Raw genomic sequence first — 20,662 nt, forward strand, 5'->3', positions numbered from 1 at the left:
TCAGGCGACACCGTTCTGATTAATGTCATGACTGATGACATCCAGGAATAACATCACGCGGCCATCGATTTCACGCTGTTTCATATAGCGGCGAATAGTCATACCGTCTATGATCAGTGACATAATATACAAGCGTGTCTGGATAATCTCAGCATCCATCGACGGATTAAGCGCCTGCTCCTGTGTAATAAAGTTCTCCTTTAACGTCTGCCAGGCATCGGAAATAATCTGACGGATCCGCTCATTACGTGTGGCTTCTGCAGATATATCAATAAGCAGTACAATGCTTTTTTCAACGTCGACTGACACAACGCCGTGCGCAGAATGAGCGACTTTCCCTGCATGAGCAAGATTGTCGAGAGCCTCTTTGAGTGAATCAATCATCCGTTGCACCACGTTTTTAATCAGTGCTTCGATAATCGCTTCTTTATTTTTATAATATTTATAAATCAGACCGACGCTGACATTTGCCTGTCGGGCTATATTCTGAACCGATGTCTGATAAAAGCCTTTCTGTCGCATGCAGTATTCTGCTGCCTCAAGAATTTCCTCGCTACGATTCATAATAACACTCACATTATAAAAATATTACTCTACCTCCTTTCACTTAGCATGGCTATACGTCGACGTTCCCGGCTCCCGCATGGCCTGCCGCTATCCGTATGTGCACGTTACGCGCAGAGCCTGATAATCAGCAGGAATCGGCTATTACGGCGATGCGATCAACACGGCATTAGCCAGGTCTGTTTCAGGCATTTATCCCTCAAAAGCGAATGCCGGGGATGAATGTGATTTAGCGGTGACCACTCTGATGCAGTCGCTCACTCCGGTACGCTCTCCATTCATCCCAGCATTTTTCTGGGTTGATATCAAAGTAACCGCGGCATTCCGCCATTGTAAAAGCAACATCACGCGCCACTTCAATACAGGTGGCACTATCTTTAATGCTGCTGACTTCCTCCTCTGTAAGCGGGCTTCCTTTCTCATTCTCTTTGTTCAACAAGAGTGGAATGAGGGCAGGTATATAAACGAGGCTCATTAGTTATTTTCCTGGTGGTTAAATATCACGCTTTTACTAATAACCGAAATCACACAGCTCCTTAATGACGGGCCGTACATTGCAGTTGCTCAATAACATCGATTCAACGTCGTTCTTCTTACGACAGGATCAGCAATCGATAATTGCTTCCGGGGCAGAGAGGCCATTTGGGTAACCTGGCTGGCCATCAGCAAAGCTAAACACCTCGCAGCCCGGATTATTCGGTTCTCTTCGTTTCCTTTACTACATTCTCGACAGCTGGCGCGATATCTTCAGCCAGAAAGTGAATATTTTGATCATGACTTAATCAACACCAGACTATCCTTATGCCAGGAGGTGCCTATGTGTGGACGGTTTGCGCAGTACAGTAGCCGGGACGACTACTTCGATTCTCTGGGACTGAAGCCCGATGAAATCATTTATGATCCGGAGCCGATAGGGCGTTTCAACGTTGCGCCAGGTACCAACGTGCTGCTGCTCAATGAGCGGGACGATGAATTTCACCTGGACCCGGTTTACTGGGGCTACGGTCCTGAGTGGTGGAATAAGCAGCCGCTAATCAATGCCCGGATTGAAACAGCTCCAACCGGCCGTATGTTTAAACCGCTGTGGGATCGGGGACGCGCCATTGTTCCTGCCGATGGCTGGTATGAGTGGAAGCGTGAGGGTGACAGGAAACAGCCATACTTTATTCATCACAAAGAAAAGGAACCGCTGTTTTTTGCCGCCATTGGCCGGGCGCCTTACGGTAAGGACCATGGACAGGAGGGATTTGTTATCGTCACTGCAGCGAGCAATAAAGGCATGGTCGATATTCATGACCGCCGGCCACTGGTTTTACGGGCGGATGCGGTTCGGGAGTGGCTCAGTGTTGAAACCTCATCCCAGCGGGCGCAGGACATTGCCCATGCAGCCGCATTACCCGAGAAGGATTTCACCTGGCACCCTGTTTCAGCCAAAGTCGGGAACATCCATAATCAGGGCGAGACGCTTATCAAAGAGATAAATCCTGAAGGCACATGAAGCGCAGGTGAGATATACACAACGTAGGCTGCTAATGTTGAGCGCTGATGATAGTCATCACCCTGAAAAAAACGCTGAGTTTAATGGCGCTTTCGGTCGCTCATCTTCACACCGAATACGCAAAAGCCCAGTAAATCCTTGGCCTCATCTTCCACCCGGGTCACCATGACCAGATCGGACGATCCGTCGGGTAGCACAACCTCATAAGGTGGATAAGGGAGTCCTTTCAATCGGAATTCCTGTAGCCAGAGTAGTTTTTCCGCCTGTGACGGAATAACTTCATAAATATATTTATGGATAAGATCCTGCGGAGCCCAGCCGACCCGTTCGGCAAACGTGTCGCTTGCATCAACGATGACTAATTCCGGATTAAGAAAGCAAATGGACGTGCCGGGAATCGCATACATGGATGAAATCTGATGTGCTCGCTGATCGAGGGAAAGACGCGCAACCCGTCGCAGAGATCCCTTGTGCGGTATCGCATTGAGCATCCGGCAGCTTTCCGCTCCTGAAACAGGCTTACCGAACAAATAGCCCTGCGCATAGAGGCAACCTATCCCCCGTAGCATTTCAGCCTGTTCTTCGGTTTCTACGCCCTCCGCGATCACATCCATATCAAGGCTCCGGCCCAGACCGGCGACGCTGGAGATGATTTTGCGGCTGTCCTTTTTGTGCAGCATGGAGCGAATAAAACTGCTGTCAATTTTAAGCGTGTTAACCGGTAACTGAATCAGCCAGGCGAGGCTGGAATAGCCTGTTCCAAAATCATCCATTGCAATCGTACAGCCCATACCCGACAACGCTTCAATCTCTGTCCGGGCGGTATTGATATCATTTAACAGAGCTGTTTCAGTAATTTCAATCTTCAGCCTTGCGAGATCGAACTGAAATTCACGGGCTGTATTCCTTATTATTTCAGTAAGATACCTGCCATCAAGCTGTGAAGGAGAAACGTTCATTGATAAAAACTGCTGTTCTGGCCATGTGGCAGCAACTTTGAAACCCTGTGCCATAAGGCTGAACATCAGCTCATCGAGCAGACCACTTCGCTCCATAGCAGGGATGAAGTCAGAAGGAGGCGTAACGATACCCTCCGGGGATATGTGCCGCGCAAGCATCTCAAAACCCATCACGCGCAAATCTTCCAGGGAAACTATAGGCTGAAAAAACGGGTGAAACTCGCCCAGCTTAATACGCTGCTGCAAAAGTTCGCGCGTTTCATCATTCTTGACACCAGGTTTCATTTCATTCCCGTAGATACATAATTTTCAGCCTGTTAAAAAAGTGTCTCTGCAACACAGGCTTTATAAACTCAGCGAACTCTGTCGACAGTCGCATACTGGTTTAATCTTTTTTTCAGCATAATCATTATGATAATCAGTTTTATAAGGCGGCTCATCTCAATGCTGGCTTAATGTTTAATTTGGCAATATTTTATTACATTCGCTGTGTGTTCATATCTTATGCTGGCGAGTAAGACGACTTACTCACTATCGTTATCGGCCTGGAGTTACTTTTCATTACATCGTAACAGCATGACATCGATGCAGTATTGACCCGCATTCAAAATGGTCGCTTAGCTTATAGCAGATGAATAAGGATCTGGTGGGGAAAAGTTAACTGTAATGGTCTTGATCATAAACAGGGTAAATAACGATGCAGGCTGACATTGAATATTAGAAAAGGTAATGAGTTACAAAATCGTAAAACAGATAAAGGTTTTAATCATTGAAGTTTCAATGTGTGCACACCTGTCAAATAATGAGGTTTCTTAATGACCATTCATATCGTTATTCCAGATGATTATCAGTTTGCCACTCAAAAACTGGATTTTCTCCATAGTGATAACAACTTTCACTGCGCTGCAATGGGCGATATCAGCAGGGATCCGATGGCAGATGCACAGCTGTCATCGGCTGAAGCATTAATACTTATCCGCGAAAGGACTGTGATTGATGAGGCCTTTCTGCAACGCACGCCACACCTTAAATTAATCAGTCAGACGGGTAAGCTGGCGAGAAATGTTGACATTGATGCCTGTACACGGGCAGGTGTTGCCCTTGTAGAAGGCACGGGTTCTCCGGTTGCTCCTGCGGAGTTAACCTGGTTATTGATCATGGCATCCCGCCGAAAATTTGTCTCGTCGGTCAATGCAATGGCCGAAGGGCACTGGCAAACAGAAATCGGATCTGCGGTTCACAATCAGGTCATCGGCATTCTGGGCTATGGAAAAATTGGTAAACGTCTTGCTTCCTATGCCGCCGTTTTTGGCATGCAGGTGCAGGTATGGGGAAGTCGCCGTGCGCAGGAAGAGGCACGAGCAGACGGATGGACGGTTCCCGAAAGCCGTGAGCAATTTTTCGCCACCAGCGATGTGTTAACCGTGCACCAGCGGCTGGTGGCTGCGACGCAGGGCAACATCACGGCAAACGATCTCGCGTTGATGAAAACTGATGCGTTATTCGTGAATACCAGCCGGGCTGAACTGGTTTATGGCGGCGCGTTGCACAATGCCCTGACACAGGGGCGGCCTGGATTTGCGGCACTGGATGTTTATGAAGAGGAACCGATCTACAACACCCGGCATCCTTACCTGCAGATGCCGAATGTACTTTGTACGCCGCACCTGGGATATGTGGAGAAGGCCAGCTATGCGCTCTATTTCAGAACGGCATTTGATAATGTTGTGCGTTATTTTAGCGGTGACAGGTCGCATGTGATTAATTTCTGACTCCTTTGCGAGACTTCAGGGCGCAACCTCTTAGCCAGATGCAAGCTCCTGGCCAGATAAATAAGTAAATAGAAAAGGCGCCTGAGCGCCTTCACTTCCATCTCACATGTCTTTGCGATAAGGATCTTTAACCAATGCTACGGCAAGCGCGCCAGCCAGTAACACGGCGGAAACCGCCAGCAGCGCCCACATAAACTCGCCGCTTGACTGCCGGATGTAGCCAATAAGGGACGGCCCGACAAAACCGCCCAGGTTTCCGACAGAGACAATCATCGCTAATCCGCCTGCGGCTGCGCTTCCTGTCAGAAAACCGGAAGGCAGCGCCCAGAATGAAGCCTGGAAAGCCAGAATGCCGCTCACGGTGAAACAGAGCGCAATCATCTTGATGACCGGTTGATCCACGATGGCACTCGACGCCAGTGCAACAGCAGCAATAATCAGCGCCGCGCTGATCCACCGAATGCGGTTGCCGGATGCATTGGCCCGCTGTGCCCAGAGCAGCATTCCGACCGCGCCACAGATATAAGGTAACGCGGTCAGGAAACCGGTGGCGGTATGACTGACGCCCATCTGCTTAATGATCTGCGGCATCCAAAGGCCCACGCCGATAGAACCGACAATGCCGCAGAAGTTAATAAAGGCCAGCAGGTAAAGCAGGGGATTACGCAGCGCATCACGCATACTGGAACCGTGCGCCCTCTCAATTTTCTGCTGCTCATTCTCCAGGCGCCTGGTCAGCAATGTTTTTTCCGCATCAGTTAACCAGTTTGCCTTTGCCGGACGGTCGTTCAGATAGAACAGGCAGATAATGCCCAGGATAACCGCGGGGAAACCTTCCAGCACCAGCAACCACTGCCAGTTACGGATATGCTCATGCCCGGTGATTTGCATCAACATCCCGGATAACGGCGCGCCGATGATATTCGCGACAGGGATACCCACTAAAAAGGCTGCCGTAATCTTTGCGCGCCAGGTTCCGGGAAACCAGTAGGTGAAGAACAGATAGATACCGGGTGTAAATCCGGCTTCGGCCACCCCCAGACAAAAACGGGCAAAGGCGAAGCTAGTGGGCCCGGTGACGAAGGCGGTCGCCATGGAGATAATTCCCCATGAGATCATAATGCGGGCGATCCAGATACGTGCGCCCACCTTTTGCATGATGAGGTTACTTGGCACCTCAAACAGGAAATAGCCGATAAAAAACATTCCGGCTCCGAACCCGAACTGTTCAGCTGTAATCCCCAGATCGGCATTCATGCCGAGAGCAGCGAAGCTCACGTTGGTGCGATCCAGATAACTCACAACATAACAGATGAAAATAAACGGCAGGATACGGCGGAACGCTTTACCTGCCGCCCGTTCACTTTGGTCAAAATCGATTTGATTCATTGCATCACGGGATTCAGACACGGCTTCCGTCTTAACAGGTGAGTCAGCGCTTACAGATTGCAGATTCATGGGTGCCTCCGCTGCGTTCAGAAACGCAGAATGATTCTCAAAGAAATTCGGTGGAAATAAAGGGCAATGGGTGACCGCGTGTTTTCATCGGGCAGGTAAGAATGCTGCCGCTGACCGACTCGGTAATAAAAAGCTGTTGCAGGCTTTCGCCACCAAAGCAGAGGTTGGTCGTGGAGCGCCCGGCGGGGCTGGTGAGAATTTCTGCGGGCTCTGCCAGATCGTTAAGCAGCCAGATGCGTCCCAGGCCCGGGTTGGCTATCAGCAACTCGCCATTGGCGTTCATAGCCAGTCCATCAGGGCCGCTGGGACCGTGTGAGGTAAAATACTGACTGACTTTGCTGACTGAACCATCACGCTGAAGCGGTACGCGCCAGATGGCATTGCCGCGCGTCATCGCGACGTAAAGTACTTTTTCGTCCGGGGACAGAACCAGCCCATTCGGGCTTGGGCAGTTATCCAGCAGCATATCCAGTCGTCCGTCCTGGCTCAGCCGGTAAACACGACCGGTGGGATCGTGTAGCCCTGTTTGCCCCTGATCGGTGAAATAGAGGTTCCCCTGGCTGTCGGTGGTTAAATCGTTAACACCACAGAAACTCTCGCTATTACGGCGAGCCAGCCACGGCGACACGCTCTGGGTTTTGAGGCAGAGTTTCATGATCCCATGACGATAATCCGTAATCAAAAGCGTATCCGGATCGGCGAGTTTCATGCCATTAGGTTCGCCGTCATATTGCACGACGAGCGCCCAGTTACCTGTCATATCAACCCGGAATATGCGGCCATAAGGAATATCGGTCAGATACAGACAGCCTGAAGGATGCCAGACCGGCCCTTCAAGGAACGAGTCGGTAAGTTGTCCCCCGCGATTCGCGACGGCCCAGACATTGTTGCTATCCGGTAAGCGAAAACGGTCAGGCAGGCGGGTAAAAATCGATGTCTGCCTGACATCTGCAGGCGTCAGGGTGATTATAAAATGACTTCCTCTTTAGCTATTCCATTACATAGATCTGTTCCTGACAGATTACCTGGTTTCAACGGGGCGTCTGATAACCTGATACCGCTGTGATGTGTGCTTCCTCTGTCCGCCATATCAGTAGCCCCAGGGGTCTTAAGGCTTGCAGGACGCACAGCATAATCATCACTGCCTGGCGTAAGCTTTCGATTAATCAGGGATTTCTCATCAGCAAACATATTGCGCCTCGCTTCAGGTTTTACAGGATAAAACTCTGTTGTACATGATGAAATTACTATATCCGTGATTTTCATGATGACGCTAGTGTTGCGAGCTTGTTTGTTATGTAAACAAGATGTGACTCACAATTCGGGCAGAGCTGGCTCAGGCAGAAGAAAATAATGCAATAAAGAAGAAGGCTTTTCTTCGGGAGGACACTCAGGGCCGCTCAGAGAATTAAGGATCAGGTTGAGTAGAGTTATGTTCCCCGATGCATTTCTGCCAGCAGCCATTGCCTTAAAACCTTTAGTGCCTTTTGTTTATACCCGTTTAAACAGGCTTCTCTGAATAATACTTTTGCTGAGAGAGGCAGATGCAGGCCAGTGCCAGGTTAGCTCGCTACCATCCAGCGCTGATTTTCGCGCCGTACTCGCCCGCTAATGCCATGGCGGCAGTTGTTTTGCAGCGTTTTTACACTTCACCAGCCTCTTTTTACGCCATTTTTACGGGCCTCCCGGTTTAATTAACGGCACCGGGCGCTGACGCGCCTCTTACCGGAAAGCCGTGAATGAAAAGCATCACTAAGCCCTGGTCCATACCGGGCTGCCGCGAGGCGGCATTAGCCGATCTTGCTGAGCAGCAGCGCCTTCGCCTCATTTCGCCCCGCAAGTGGTTCCGGGATGCCATTGAGGCCAGTACCGATCCGTCACTGCTGAACTATCGCCTGATTGCGCAATGGCTGGGCACAACGATCCCCGACAGCCGCGCGCTGATTCTGGCCCTCAACAACAGCCTGTGCTTCGGACTTTATCGTAATGGCCGACAAATCGGTTTTGCCCGTGTTGTAACTGACATGGCTGAAACCTGGGTAATCCGGAATCTGTTTATCTCGCCGGAGTATCGCTTTGTCGGGCTTGGATCATGGCTGCTGCACTGCTGTCTTTCTCATCCTGGCGCCAGAGGCTGCCGCCGTATTATTGCAATGGGTGAACCCGTGCCGGATTTTTTTGAACGCAACGGATTCATCGCCTTTCCCTCACAGCCTGGCGTCTGGGTGACGACTCTGCACGATGGGGTTAATGATTCAATCTGCGCCAGAAGCGCCAGCAGGCATTAAGCGGACAGGGCACGCACTCATGAGCGGTTTTCTCCAGTTTATCATCCGACCTCAGCTTAACAGCCGCAGGCTACCAGGCTTGATCGCCTGTCCACAGCCTTCAATCAGGGAACACACCATGTCAGGCCTTATCCTTGTTTCTCATAATCAATCGCAACGCTCGACGCTTACTGCAGTTTATGACGGGATACTCTCCCGGCTGGGCGGCCTCTGGATTAGCTGGAATGGTGAAAGCACGGTTATCTCTCAGGATGCGTCAAGAGGCTATGTTGCGAAGCAGCACGATCGGTATGAAACCGTGAGCTTCCCCTATACGCTGGGCGAGCTTAATGAGGGATACCATAATTACATTCATAAAGGGCTCTGGCCTGTTTTCCACCAGCGTCCGGATATGGCCCGTTTTTCAACCAATGGCTTTCAGGAATATAAAAACATTAATAAAGCCTATGCGCGGGCCATCTGCGAAAATGCCACACCAGACGATGTTATCTGGATTCAGGATTATCACCTGCTGGGCTGTGCCCGCTACATCCGCGAAGAGGGCCTGCCCAATTCAGTCGGCATCTTTCTGCATCAGCCTTTCCCGGCTGGCAGAATGTTTGAAACCATACCCGAGTGGCGCTGGTTTACAGAGTCGCTGTTGAGTTGTGACCTGATTGGCTTTCAGACCGTGCAGGATATGAATAACTTCCTCGTCTGGCTGGAGAGCGGATTCCGGCTGGAGCGGCTGGAAGCGCACAGCTTTCGTATTCATGGCCGGATTATCAACATTGGTGTGTTCCCGGTCGGGATCGACCTCGACGATGTTGAGTCGTTGCGCGAGAGTAACAGCTGCGCCTTTATGGAGATGCAGTGCCGCGAAAGTCTGCCCGAAAATAGCGTACTGAGCGGCGGCCATCTCGATGAGAGTTCAGGACTGCCTTATCGAATCAGCACGCTGGAGGTGCTACTGCGGAGGCATGATTGCTACCAGAAAAATATCACGCTGTTGCAGCTTGCGCCGCCGGCAGCCGGACACGCACATGATGCGTTACAACTCGGTCACGCTCTGGAAGCGCTATGTGGAGAACTTAATGGTGTGCATGGCACCATGAACTGGTATCCGGTGAACTATCTGACTCACGCTTACAGCCGGGAAGAGCAGGCCGGTATCTATCGTGCCTCACGCGTTGCGCTGGTCACGCCGCTCATGGCGGGCATGAGCCTGATGGCCAAAATGTACGTCGCACTGCAGGACCCGAAAAATCCCGGGGTGCTAATCCTGTCGCAGTTTGCCGGTGCCGCCGGGCAGATGGAAGGTGCTATCATCGTTAATCCTTATGATCCTGACGCTATGGCCAGTGCGGTCCATCGCGCCCTGCAGATGCCGTTACACGAACGGCGCTGTCTGCACGCCCGTCTGATAAAAGGCCTGCATACGCACAACAGCCATCACTGGGCTGCGTCATTTTTGCGGATGCTGAACAACGTGCCTGCTGATCCGGAAGCGTTGCCGCCGCAGGCGGCTTTTCCACGACTGAGTAGTAGCCGCGCGAGGTACTGAGTTGTCAGATTTCATAAAACTGGCACTTCAGTGACCCGATCTTCGGACGTAAAAAAGTGAGCGTCACCGATGACAGTCAAAAGGTGATGTCCTTAGACGTGTTCCTGAAATAAAAGTGACCTGTTTTATTAATCCGTTTCAGGCAAAGCAGCTCATCGCATTGCGATGCAAGAACGCCATTTTGTTCAGCGTTTTCAGGCGGACATCCCTGTCGCAGATTGCAAAGCAGGTGAAAGAGTTGCGTGATTTCAGACAACTTACGCGGTTACGACTTCACTGAACCGCCTCTGGCGCCGGGCCTGAAAGCGTGCTTTTTCGCACGCCAGGCGATGACAAACGCAACAGCCATAAAGGCCAGAAGCGCCCAGGGGAATGATTCAGCACCGGCATTATTGAGCAGCAGCCCGCCAGCGACGCCACCGCTGGAAATGGCCAGATTCCATGCGGTTGTTACCATCGCCTGAACGACATCAACATGATTGCCCGCCGAGTCGGCGGCGGCGGTCTGCATCTGGGTTGACGCGCCGCCAAACGACCATCCCCAGACGATAACGGCCAGAAAGACAACAGCCTGCTCCCGCATGCCTGCTGCAAGCACCACAGAGACAACCGCCAGAGCCGCAAGGCTGAGCAGAACCAGATTGCGCAGATGGCGATCCACCAGCATTCCGGTAATCCAGATGCCGATAAGTGCCGCAATGCCAAAAACGAGCAGGATAAGCCCCACGTTTGCAGCCAGTCCCGACAGCTGCAGGAACGGGCCGATAAAGGTGTAAAGAATGTTGTGCGCCGTCATCCACAGAAAGATAACCGCCAGAACGGGTGTGACGCCGGGCATCAGGAAAACTTTCCACACAGGGAGGCGACGGCCAGTCTGTTGCCCGGGCAGGTCAGGCACCACGATCCATGTCCAGATAAACAGAATCACGGCCAGGGCTGCCATGATCCCAAAGGGCACTCTCCATCCCATCAGGCTGCCCAGCCATGCGCCTGCCGGTGTACCCAGTGACAGAGCAACAGGAATACCCACCATAGCAATAGCCAGTGCGCGACCCTGTAACGCAGCAGGAACGAGGCGGCGCGCATAGCCCGCCAGGATCCCCCATGCCAGTCCGGCTGCCACACCCGACATAAAACGGGCCGCCATCGTTAGCCAGTAACTGGATGACAGGGTAGTAATGGTGTTGAAAATCAAAAAAGTGCCGACGGCAAGCAGCAGCACTTTTTTACGCCGCCATCCACTGGTCAGCACCGTTAACGGGATCGCCGCAAGCAGCGATCCCAGCGCATAAATACTGACCAGCTGGCCCGCCATCACCTGGGTAACCCCCAGGCCTTCTCCGATTTCCGGAAGCAGACCTGCCGGCAGTGTCTCTGTCAGGATGGCAATAAAGCCTGTCATGGCAAAGGCCAGCAGGGAAGCCAGAGGCAGACCCCGCTGAGTGGTGGTTTCACTGAATTCTGAAGTGGTGTGCACGTGAGCCTCTTTTAAATCGTTGATAGCGCGAAAACCCTTATGGCAAAAGATTTTCTGATTAATGTATCGATTGGTATATATCTGAAGCTATAGGCCGGCCTGAACCTTGTCAAGTACATATGTATCGATTAGTATTTATATCTGACACGTACAAACAGGAGCGGACATGGCTCAGATGGGACGTCCACGGAGATTTGATCGTGATGAGGCAATTCGTCAGGCGATGACCCTTTTCTGGCAGTATGGCTACGAGTCCACCTCGCTTGCCATGCTCAAGTCGAACCTCGGTAACGGTATTACTGCACCGAGTTTTTACGCTGCGTTTGGTTCAAAAGAGGCGCTGTTTGAAGAAGTGGTTGAATGCTATGCGTCGACTTACGGCCAGGTTAACGATTGCCTGTGGGATGACACGCCTGAACCTCGTGAAGCTGTTGAACTGGCATTACGCCGTTCGGCAAAAATGCAGACAGAACCGGGACATCCCAGCGGCTGCCTGATTGCGTTGTCCGTAAATACCTGTTCACCCGTGAATGATCACATCCGTAAAATTCTGGCGGTGCAACGCGAACGGACAAGGGCGGGATTTTTGCGATGCGTCACCAGAGCGAAAGAGGCGGGACAGCTTTCTGCCGATACAAACGTGCGGGCGCTGGCCATCACTCTCCACAGTTTTGAACTCGGCCTGTCAACGGAAGCCCGGGATGGGGCAAGCGGTGAAGAGCTGGATGCGGCGGTATCAGCCGTGATGAAATTGTGGGATGCAAATATCCCTGATGCTAAGAATTGATGAGTAAGATCGTATTCAGCACGCAGCGCGGGTATCAAAGGTGCAGCGATGCAGATGCGTAAAGCCGATTGCCCTGACTAAGGGAAAGCACCCTGATAACAATCAGATTTATCGCTGTCGCCCGAACGTGGGCGAAAAATATTAAACGGGATGTACAGGCGGTATGGCTTGCCGCCCGCGATTCCCGGACGCCGTTGCTGGCTAAAGTGCTGGCGCTGATTGTCGCTGCCTATGCTGTTTCCCCCATCGATTTGATTCCCGACTTCATTCCCATCATCGGCTATCTTGATGACCTGATCATCGTGCCATTGGGCATCATGCTGATGTTGCGTCTTATTCCCGCCGAAGTCATGCGTGAGCATCGGGAAACCGCAGCGCAGGCCAGCAGACTTCCGGTCAGTCGCATAACGGCAGGGGTATTTATCCTGATATGGGTGATTTGCGCCGTGCTACTGGTCAGGGCATTTGCCTGAAGCGGAGTAGATGAACACATAAAAAGTAAATAATTAGCATCTGTCTGTTATCGCGCAATGATGAAAGCGGTCCTGATGACACGTATTTAGTGTCCGTCATACTAACAGTGCTCTGATAGTATTCACGACAGAAGCCGCTATATCCCTGCCAGCGCCTGATAAAAACCAGCATTTTTCTGCTGAGCAAATTTGTCATGCTTAATCACGTTGACCTCTTTTGATGTCCACAGCAGTGTGAATGACCGCATTCGGGATAAAGAGAGATGTGCACTATTTTACTGGTGCTAAAGTCAAAACCACCAGCCGATACAGAAAAGCGAATATATTGTCAGTCTATAGTTTTCCTTATTTTCTGAGTTTCATGTAAGGGCATCCGCTCATCTTAAACGTTATTGCCGGTCAGATTTGGCCGTCTGTGAATATTTCCCACAATGCTTCGACAGCCCGGGACATTCTCGCCGCGGGCCTGAACAGCCTGATCTCTACAGGAACCCAAAGCGCGCTTTCCTTCTTTGCTGCAGCGGCAATTAAACCAGCATCCACATCCTGAATCGCCAGTGTTTCCGGCAGCCAGGCTATGCCGTCTCCGGCTTTAACCATGGCGATTAATGTGGCAGCAAGATCGGCTGTGAAAGCAACATCCATCCCGCGTCTGGCTCGATTCACCTGTGAGGTGTTAGAAAGGATTCTGCCAAGGCCGGATTCAGCAGAATAGGAAAGGAAAGGAAATTTTCTGGCGCCTGATGCATGAAATAGTGGCTCACGCGTAACGGGATCGCATTTTGAATAGGGCTGTAAAACTTCCCGTCCAAGCCGGACACTGAGATATTTCGACTGATCAAGATTGATGTGCATGTGAGGATGGTAATAACAGAGCAGAAACTGCGCATCCCCCTTTTGAATCATGCGCTCGCAGGCACTCAGTGAGTCAGATAAGAGGCGGAAAGATCCGAAACGGGCAATTTTTTCGTTGTTTCGCATCAACGCCGGAAAAAAAGAAAATGACAGTGCGTGCGTGGCGGAAAAAATAACATCCGGTCTGGTTTCTCCCGCCGCCTCAATAGATTCACTTCTCAGGGTGTAAAGCGCACGAATCAGTTCCGGGACCTGCTTAACGAAAACCTCTCCGGCGCGCGTCAGACTCACGCCACGACGGTTTCTTTCAAAAATTGGCGTTCCAAGCCACTCTTCAAGCGAGACTATTCTTCTGCTGAATGCAGGCTGCGTCACATATCGTGAAGCTGCCGCACGGGAAAAATTAAGTGATTGTGCCAGCGCAACACAGTCTTCAAGCCAGGTTAATTCTAAGTGATGCCGATTTTGCATTACAGACTGCCTCTTTGGCATTAGAACGGAAACAATCAACTGCTTAGGATAATAGCTGACAGGACAATCAGGTCCTTTAACACTACGCAACTGTATTATGCCTATAACCAGATGGCATGACACAACAGAATGCGTAGGTATTTACGTTAATCAGTCGTTGACTGAGAATTGCCGGAGAGAACATGCGTATCCTCGACGTTGTAGAAATTACCAAACCCATTGCTTCCCCTATTCGTAACGCTTACATCGATTTCAGCAAGATGACGACAAGCCTGGTCGCTGTTGTAACAGACGTCGAAGTAGACGGGCGCCGCGTAGTGGGTTATGGCTTCAACTCTAACGGGCGTTATGGCCAGGGCGGCCTGATCCGGGAACGTTTCCGTAATCGTATTCTGGAGGCCGCGCCCGATAGCTTGCTGAATGCCAAAGGCAACAACCTGGATCCGCATAAAATCTGGGCCACGATGATGAGTAACGAAAAGCCCGGTGGTCATGGTGAGCGTTCAGTTGCGGTGGGTACACTGGACATGGCCATCTGGGATGCAACGGCGAAAATTGCTAATAAGCCACTTTTCCGGCTGCTGGCTGAAATGAAGGGCGTTGAGGCCAATCCACGCGTTTTCGTTTATGCGGCAGGGGGCTACTACTATCCAGGTAAAGACCTGGGCGCGCTGCGCCAGGAAATGCGCGGTTACCTGAATCGCGGCTATAACGTTGTGAAAATGAAAATCGGTGGTGCGTCTCTGGAAGAAGATCGCCGACGTATCGAAGCGGTACTGGAAGAAATCGGCAGCGAAGCGCGTCTTGCCGTTGATGCTAATGGACGCTTTGATGTGGAAACCGGCATTGCTTACGCAAGAATGCTGCGCGAATTCCCACTCTTCTGGTATGAGGAAGTCGGGGATCCCCTTGATTACTCTCTGCAGGCAGCCTTGTCCGAATTCTATCCAGGCTCAATGGCAACGGGTGAAAATCTTTTTTCTCATCAGGATGCGCGTAACCTGTTGCGGTATGGTGGTATGCGTCCGGATCGCGACTACCTGCAGTTTGATTGCGCGCTCTCCTACGGTCTGGTTGAGTATTTGCGTACGCTTGATGTGCTTGAGCAGTTTGGCTGGTCACCATCACGCTGCATTCCTCATGGCGGCCACCAGATGTCCCTGAACATTGCCGCCGGCCTCAGTCTGGGCGGTAACGAAAGCTATCCTGATCTGTTCCAGCCGTATGGCGGTTTCCCGGACTCGGTTAAAGTCGAAGATGGCCATATCATTATGCCGGAACTGCCGGGCATTGGTTTCGAAGGAAAATCAGAGCTGATCAAAGAAATGCGGATGCTGGCTGAATAATTTAATACTGATATTCTGGCCTAATAAATGTCAACTTGCCTCTCTGATATAATGAGGGGCTTTTCTCAAAAAATATAACTTTAAGTTATCAAGTCATAAATGCTGGAAAAGTTATACCATCCTGAAATGAAATAGGGTTAATGCGTTTAAATCATAATGTAATGTTATTACGGTTTCCGGGTATTAATTCATCATGATGCATTTGTTTCGCGAATAACTATAACCCAGCGCCCTGAATTTTTTGCATTCACGTTACCCGGGAATTAAAGATGCGGAGAAGTACGTTATCTTTTTCTGAAATAGCATGGGTGCTGAATTGAACGTTAATTCAGTTGGGCCAGATATCTCTGTCCGCTGCTGCGCTCTTAATGCTGCTCATCTTTGCTTTACAACATAGTTTAATCATTAAATCTATTTTTAATAATATTTATAAGAAATTTAAATCGGCATTCCTCCCCCTGCATCGTTTTAAATGAGGAAGTTAATATGAACGAAAATACTCTCAAAGGTAATGCACTTATCGGAAAGAAACGCTGGACAATAATATTACCAGCCGTGTTCATCATGTATACCATTTCATTTTTTGACCGGGTAAACATCAGCATGGCGTTGCCCCATATTACTTTCGAAATGGGCCTTAGCCCTGTGGAGGCGGGCTGGCTAGGTGGTGCATTCGCATGGGGCTATGTTGCCACGCAGTTTTCCGCCGGATGGCTGGCTCTTCGTTTTGGATCGCGCAAAATAATAGGCATCAGTCTGTTTCTGTTTGGCGCCTGTGCAATGCTCACTGGTTTGACGCGCAACTTCGGTGAACTGGTTGCGATCCGTTTCTTACTGGGCGTGGCTGAAGGCCCGATTCAGGCCGCTACGGCAATGTTCCTGGCGCAGTGGTTTATGAAGTCTGAACGGGGACGTGCATTCGGTATCTGGAATCTTAGTCTGGGTGCGGGCGCTTTTCTGGCCGGTCCGATATCCGGCTGGATCCTTGCACATCATAACTGGCGCATGATGATGGTGATTGAAGGGGCTCCGGCCTGGCTATTCTGCCTCATCTGGTTTTATCTGGTACCCAGGAGTATTCAGGCCGCAAGCTGGCTAAGCACCGAAGACCGGGAACATATCCAGAATAACCTCGCTGCCGAACAGTCAGACTACATGAAAGAGAAATCGGATCCCTGGTGGACTATTCTCAGAATACCTGCACTCTGGCTAATGCTGATCGGCTATTCACTTCATAGCATGCTGGCCTATGGCTTTACGCTCTGGCTGCCTACTGCACTCAAAGGATACGGAACGCTCAGTGAATTTATGGTTGGACTTATCAGCGGGATGCCGTTCCTGATGACTATGCTGGGTATCCTGTATATCACCCGGCGTTCAGATAAGTACAACCAGGAGAGACGTCTGCATGCGGCTATTCCCACCATACTCTGTGGTGCTGGTTTATTAGCTGCCGCTTTTGTACCACTTTCTTATTACTGGGCTCAGATAATTTTATTCATGTTTGTTGGCCTGACGATGAAGATGCTCGTTCCGCTGGTTTACGTCCGGCTGACTGAGATTCTTCCGACAAAGAAAGCGGTTCCTGCGGTGGCATTCGTTGGGGCATGCAGCAATTTCATTGGACAATTTGGCGGGCCACTCGTTGCCGGATACCTCAAGCATCTGGGAGGCGGTAATGATATGACACTCGCATGGGGCGTTCTGGGGCTTTTTTCAATCGTGGGTGGCATGCTGTTTGCCCTGGCCGTGGGTCGTGATGAACGCATTCTGGACATCAAACAGGCATTCTCTGTTTCTTCCCGGAAAGTCATATCCACTCGTCAATAACATTGCTGTGTCAGCTTAAGCGTTTCGGACACATAACCCGTCACAATGCCCGGATCGGCATTTGTCCTGATATTTAAAACTGCGGGATGACCAGCCTCATCCCTGAGATTAATATTCCGGTGGTGCAAATGATGAGTAAACTGAGCTGATATCGCCCACTGTTAAGGGCACAAGAAGTACCTGAGGAATAGATGATAGCAAACGCTGAATAACGAAGCGGGTGACCGGTTTTTATTTTCGTACGCTCTGAATAGAGCGTCCGGAATAGTTTCATTTATTGGAACGATGAACTCAGGACAGTCAGAAATTATTGCTGGGGTTTAAAAGAGCAGGATGAACCATCATCTGAATGAAAAAGCCCGCACCGCACGGGCTTTAGCCAGCTTTACAATCCCACCAGCGTAATATGTTTCTTCATCGTCAGCGCCTTATATAACGCGTTCGCCAGGTTGCCTGACGCTATTTCAGGGTGAGCACCGGCTGAATCTGTCCAGAACGATTTAATACGCAACAGGGTATTAATGCTGGTGACGCGCTCCATCTCCAGCACAGCCAGCACAGGGTGGCGCATTTCGCCGAGTTGCTCTGTTGTATCTGCCTCGATCACTGCGGCGCGGGGCGCCTGACTGTCAAAGATAACGTGGCATCGTGCGCCGTTCAGGTTGAGTATGTCGATAACTTCGTAAAGGCACTCAACAGCCTCTGCACTGTAGGTTGCGGGCACATTAAACATAGCAAATCCCTCTGACGCAAAATGTAGTGAGCAGCCAGCATAGGCGAACTCTAATGAGAGGAGAAGTTACTGTTTTTGCATGAGAAATGTAGAGTTCTAAGGTTACGATAACGCGCGTTATTTTTACTCTTATTTAGGCTGGTACTAAAGTTAAGCGAAGCGCAAGCGGATCTTGGCGGCAGGGTGCGGATTTGACTTAAAGAAACTTTCTCACAGGGCCGGCTAACCGTTCCAGTGCGGAGTGTATTTATAGCAGCACACAGCGTGTCAGCTGCGTGCTTTCGTCATTTTACAGGATGAACCTTAGGTTAAGTTTAAGATTTATCGCTGGGTTAAATCATAAACTTCTTATACCCGCAGCGCTGAATGCTAAAGAAGCAATGAACTAAAAGCCTGATATGCTTCCGCGATTCACTGGATAATCTTCCGCATGAAAATGCTCAGTGGGTCTGCAAGGTAAGGGGGGAAAGGGTCACAAACCTCATATCCGCATCTGCGATAGAGTGCTATAGCAGGTTGTTGATGAATGCCCGTTTCCAGTCGTAACTGATGGCACCGATTATCCCGCGCAAGCTGCTCCAGAGACCCGACGATAAGTTCTCCCAGCTTACGGCCTCTGAACTCAGGGCGGATATAAACGCGCTTAATTTCACCAAAGCCAGCTTTCTGAAAGAGCACAGCACCACAGCCCGCTGGAACACCTTCTTTATCTCTGACCATCAGACAACGGAGGTTTTCATCACTGACGGTTGATAAGTCCAGCGAATGATTACTCTCGGCGGGATAAAGTTCTGCTAAAAAAATATCGAGTTCATTCACCAGACAACTCAATTCAGAATCACTTTTGTTTACTTCCGAAATGTAAAACATTGATCACCCGTGATTTATCTTCCAGGCGATAAATCTATCACGACTTTTCGGTAATATTGAATGCCTTTGACTGAATCGCCCCCTGCAGGGTGTTGTAAAATGTCCCAGCGTTATTCAGCCTCAAACCGCACCCTTCGCTGTGCCGGCATGCTGACTCTGCGTTGCATTCATTTTGAGGCAGATTAGCCTGCATCAGCCTCAGTGTTTAAGCGGCATGGTCTGTCATAATGATCCAGTAAACGCCTAATAAACATCTAATAATTAACTGGTATAGTGACGCAAAAAAATAGTGACGGAAGTTTATCTATGCTGAAGAAATATCGGGGTTCGCAAATTCTTTTCCACTGGCTGACGGTCTTACTGATTATCGTCGCCTACGCTACTATCGAGCTGCGCTGGATGGCAGAGAAGGGAACCTGGCAGCGAAATGCGGTGATGATCACCCACTTTTCCGCAGGCTTCTGCGTCATGATCCTGATGATAGCCCGCCTCTGGCTGCGTACCCGTTCTGTAACTCCGCCGATTACGCCGCCCGTGGCGCGCTGGCAGACGGGTCTTTCACATCTGGTGCACACGCTGATTTATGCGCTGTTTGTAGTCTTACCGGTTCTCGGACTGAGCTCGCGTTACCTGCGTGGAAAAGAGTGGGCCCTGTTTGGGATCAATATGCCCGTGGCGACATCGCCCGACCCCGTCACTGCCAGTATGCTGATTGACTGGCACGAAACGCTGGCCCCGCTCGGATACTGGTTAATTGGTCTGCATGCGCTGGCGGCGCTGTTCCATCACTATTTTCTGAAAGATGACACGCTGCGCAGGATGATGCCGTAACTGCGTCTGCTGAAATCCCGGAGCGGGACGATCGTAAATGGTCCGACACTCAGGTGTCGGATGAACAGGAATATTGAGGACAATCATGCTCTGGCTGATATCGAAATATGCTATCACGGCTTTTATGGTCGTGCTGATTTCAGAAGCGGCTAAACGTAGCGATCGCCTGGGCGGCTTACTTGCCGCCTTACCGCTGGTCACCGTACTGGTGCTTATCTGGATGAAGGTGGAAGGGCAGACACAGGCAAAAATCAGTGCTCATGCCTGGTACACCTTCTGGTATGTGGTGCCGACACTGCCCATGTTTATTCTGTTCCCCTTTCTCTATCAGCGCACCGGCTTCTGGCTGACGCTGATCATTTCCTGCGCTATCACTATCCTGCTTTTCGCACTCTGGGCTTTGCTTCTGAAACGCTTCGGTATCGTGCTGATGTAGCGTTATGCCGCTAAAGTAAGCAAGACGACCTCATGAGAGCCGGCAATAAAAAAACCGCCTCGCCGGGCGGTTAAAATCATCTTAACATCCACTACGCGGGCCGGACTCTGGCCTTCGTCGGATGCCCGTCACGCCCGTCGTCATGGGTATGGTCCGGGTCAGGCTCGATGATAACAATATAATCTTTGCCAACTCCGTCGCGCGTTAATGTCACTAAATCGCCCGCAACGGGTTTGGAATCAAAATCATGTTCCTCTTCAACGCCCGTATCTTCGAATATCACACCGAATTTCATATTTCCGTCCTCTTTGTGATGAGCCGCGCCGTTAACCCGGTTTTATGCTGACGCTTACCTGGTGAATTCTAGCCTGGACTGAAAATGTCACCTGGCTCAGTGGATTAGCGGGTTCCGATTTGGGATGTAATAACTGGCGGATGCCGGGAGACGTGCGCCCGTCGTGCGGTCGCGTT

21 protein-coding genes are annotated in these 20,662 nt (G+C 50.6%); 10 read left to right on the forward strand and 11 right to left on the reverse strand.

What is annotated here, in order from left to right:
• Positions 1–564 (reverse strand): TetR/AcrR family transcriptional regulator, encoded by a 564-nt coding sequence (locus tag AC6I8C_RS19690; RefSeq protein ID WP_497823509.1) that lies wholly within the window; start codon positions 562–564, stop codon positions 1–3.
• A gap of 229 nt (positions 565–793) precedes the next feature.
• On the reverse strand, positions 794–1,039 hold the full coding sequence (locus AC6I8C_RS19695) for a hypothetical protein (RefSeq protein ID WP_147788798.1): 246 nt from the start codon (positions 1,037–1,039) through the stop codon (positions 794–796).
• A gap of 342 nt (positions 1,040–1,381) precedes the next feature.
• On the opposite strand from AC6I8C_RS19695, the gene AC6I8C_RS19700 reads away from it, so the two are divergent.
• Entirely contained in the window at positions 1,382–2,062 is a 681-nt protein-coding gene (locus tag AC6I8C_RS19700; RefSeq protein ID WP_497823510.1) for an SOS response-associated peptidase family protein, read from the forward strand.
• An 80-nt stretch (positions 2,063–2,142) separates the two neighbouring features.
• On the opposite strand, the gene AC6I8C_RS19705 is transcribed toward AC6I8C_RS19700, so the two are convergent.
• Positions 2,143–3,306, reverse strand: a complete 1,164-nt coding sequence (locus tag AC6I8C_RS19705) for an EAL domain-containing protein (RefSeq protein ID WP_497823511.1) — start codon at positions 3,304–3,306, stop codon at positions 2,143–2,145.
• Between the two features lie 530 nt (positions 3,307–3,836).
• On the opposite strand from AC6I8C_RS19705, the gene AC6I8C_RS19710 reads away from it, so the two are divergent.
• Complete coding sequence (locus tag AC6I8C_RS19710) at positions 3,837–4,793, forward strand: D-2-hydroxyacid dehydrogenase family protein (RefSeq protein WP_497823512.1); 957 nt, start codon at positions 3,837–3,839, stop codon at positions 4,791–4,793.
• 102 nt (positions 4,794–4,895) lie between these two features.
• Here AC6I8C_RS19710 and AC6I8C_RS19715 read toward each other — a convergent pair whose 3' ends face one another.
• Genes AC6I8C_RS19715 through AC6I8C_RS19725 form a run of 3 tightly spaced genes read right to left on the reverse strand, consistent with a single transcriptional unit; the run spans position 4,896 to position 7,517 of the window.
• Positions 4,896–6,251, reverse strand: a complete 1,356-nt coding sequence (locus tag AC6I8C_RS19715; protein ID WP_497823513.1) for an MFS transporter — start codon at positions 6,249–6,251, stop codon at positions 4,896–4,898.
• Between the two features lie 37 nt (positions 6,252–6,288).
• The gene (locus tag AC6I8C_RS19720; protein ID WP_497823755.1) at positions 6,289–7,221 is read right to left on the reverse strand and encodes an SMP-30/gluconolactonase/LRE family protein; all 933 of its coding nucleotides are present in this window, start codon (positions 7,219–7,221) and stop codon (positions 6,289–6,291) included.
• Complete coding sequence (locus AC6I8C_RS19725; protein WP_497823514.1) at positions 7,218–7,517, reverse strand: hypothetical protein; 300 nt, start codon at positions 7,515–7,517, stop codon at positions 7,218–7,220. Before AC6I8C_RS19725 ends, AC6I8C_RS19720 begins: the two co-directional genes overlap by 4 nt.
• A gap of 473 nt (positions 7,518–7,990) precedes the next feature.
• Here AC6I8C_RS19725 and AC6I8C_RS19730 point away from each other — a divergent pair, with 473 nt between their 5' ends.
• Both AC6I8C_RS19730 and AC6I8C_RS19735 read left to right on the forward strand, forming a co-directional pair.
• Positions 7,991–8,539 carry a GNAT family N-acetyltransferase gene (locus AC6I8C_RS19730; protein ID WP_497823515.1) on the forward strand — a complete coding sequence of 183 codons (549 nt, stop codon included), beginning with the start codon at positions 7,991–7,993 and terminating at the stop codon, positions 8,537–8,539.
• Positions 8,540–8,657: 118 nt separating this feature from the next.
• Entirely contained in the window at positions 8,658–10,082 is a 1,425-nt protein-coding gene (locus AC6I8C_RS19735; protein WP_497823516.1) for an alpha,alpha-trehalose-phosphate synthase (UDP-forming), read from the forward strand.
• Positions 10,083–10,347: 265 nt separating this feature from the next.
• Here AC6I8C_RS19735 and AC6I8C_RS19740 read toward each other — a convergent pair whose 3' ends face one another.
• A complete protein-coding gene (locus AC6I8C_RS19740; RefSeq protein WP_497823517.1) occupies positions 10,348–11,559 on the reverse strand; it encodes an MFS transporter in 1,212 nt (403 codons plus the stop codon).
• 166 nt (positions 11,560–11,725) lie between these two features.
• On the opposite strand from AC6I8C_RS19740, the gene AC6I8C_RS19745 reads away from it, so the two are divergent.
• Together AC6I8C_RS19745 and AC6I8C_RS19750 are read left to right on the forward strand one after the other, a co-directional pair.
• The gene (locus AC6I8C_RS19745) at positions 11,726–12,346 is read left to right on the forward strand and encodes a TetR/AcrR family transcriptional regulator (protein ID WP_497823518.1); all 621 of its coding nucleotides are present in this window, start codon (positions 11,726–11,728) and stop codon (positions 12,344–12,346) included.
• A 95-nt stretch (positions 12,347–12,441) separates the two neighbouring features.
• On the forward strand, positions 12,442–12,819 hold the full coding sequence (locus AC6I8C_RS19750) for a YkvA family protein (RefSeq protein ID WP_497823756.1): 378 nt from the start codon (positions 12,442–12,444) through the stop codon (positions 12,817–12,819).
• A 399-nt stretch (positions 12,820–13,218) separates the two neighbouring features.
• On the opposite strand, the gene AC6I8C_RS19755 is transcribed toward AC6I8C_RS19750, so the two are convergent.
• Complete coding sequence (locus AC6I8C_RS19755; protein WP_497823519.1) at positions 13,219–14,145, reverse strand: LysR family transcriptional regulator; 927 nt, start codon at positions 14,143–14,145, stop codon at positions 13,219–13,221.
• Between the two features lie 182 nt (positions 14,146–14,327).
• On the opposite strand from AC6I8C_RS19755, the gene AC6I8C_RS19760 reads away from it, so the two are divergent.
• Both AC6I8C_RS19760 and AC6I8C_RS19765 read left to right on the forward strand, forming a co-directional pair.
• Positions 14,328–15,491 carry a mandelate racemase/muconate lactonizing enzyme family protein gene (locus AC6I8C_RS19760; RefSeq protein ID WP_497823520.1) on the forward strand — a complete coding sequence of 388 codons (1,164 nt, stop codon included), beginning with the start codon at positions 14,328–14,330 and terminating at the stop codon, positions 15,489–15,491.
• A 486-nt stretch (positions 15,492–15,977) separates the two neighbouring features.
• Positions 15,978–17,321, forward strand: a complete 1,344-nt coding sequence (locus tag AC6I8C_RS19765) for an MFS transporter (protein ID WP_497823521.1) — start codon at positions 15,978–15,980, stop codon at positions 17,319–17,321.
• A gap of 385 nt (positions 17,322–17,706) precedes the next feature.
• Here AC6I8C_RS19765 and AC6I8C_RS19770 read toward each other — a convergent pair whose 3' ends face one another.
• Both AC6I8C_RS19770 and AC6I8C_RS19775 read right to left on the reverse strand, forming a co-directional pair.
• The gene (locus AC6I8C_RS19770) at positions 17,707–18,054 is read right to left on the reverse strand and encodes a hypothetical protein (RefSeq protein WP_497823522.1); all 348 of its coding nucleotides are present in this window, start codon (positions 18,052–18,054) and stop codon (positions 17,707–17,709) included.
• 411 nt (positions 18,055–18,465) lie between these two features.
• On the reverse strand, positions 18,466–18,924 hold the full coding sequence (locus AC6I8C_RS19775) for a GNAT family N-acetyltransferase (RefSeq protein ID WP_497823523.1): 459 nt from the start codon (positions 18,922–18,924) through the stop codon (positions 18,466–18,468).
• 306 nt (positions 18,925–19,230) lie between these two features.
• On the opposite strand from AC6I8C_RS19775, the gene cybB reads away from it, so the two are divergent.
• Together cybB and AC6I8C_RS19785 are read left to right on the forward strand one after the other, a co-directional pair.
• Entirely contained in the window at positions 19,231–19,755 is a 525-nt protein-coding gene (cybB, locus tag AC6I8C_RS19780; protein ID WP_497823524.1) for a cytochrome b561, read from the forward strand.
• A gap of 85 nt (positions 19,756–19,840) precedes the next feature.
• Entirely contained in the window at positions 19,841–20,191 is a 351-nt protein-coding gene (locus tag AC6I8C_RS19785) for a DUF3147 family protein (protein ID WP_497823525.1), read from the forward strand.
• Between the two features lie 91 nt (positions 20,192–20,282).
• Here the strand turns inward: AC6I8C_RS19785 and AC6I8C_RS19790 are convergent, their stop codons facing one another.
• The gene (locus tag AC6I8C_RS19790; RefSeq protein WP_013196355.1) at positions 20,283–20,486 is read right to left on the reverse strand and encodes a hypothetical protein; all 204 of its coding nucleotides are present in this window, start codon (positions 20,484–20,486) and stop codon (positions 20,283–20,285) included.
• Positions 20,487–20,662: the final 176 nt, after the last annotated feature.

This window comes from Pantoea sp. X-Soil-YNGN-844 (genome assembly GCF_059730595.1).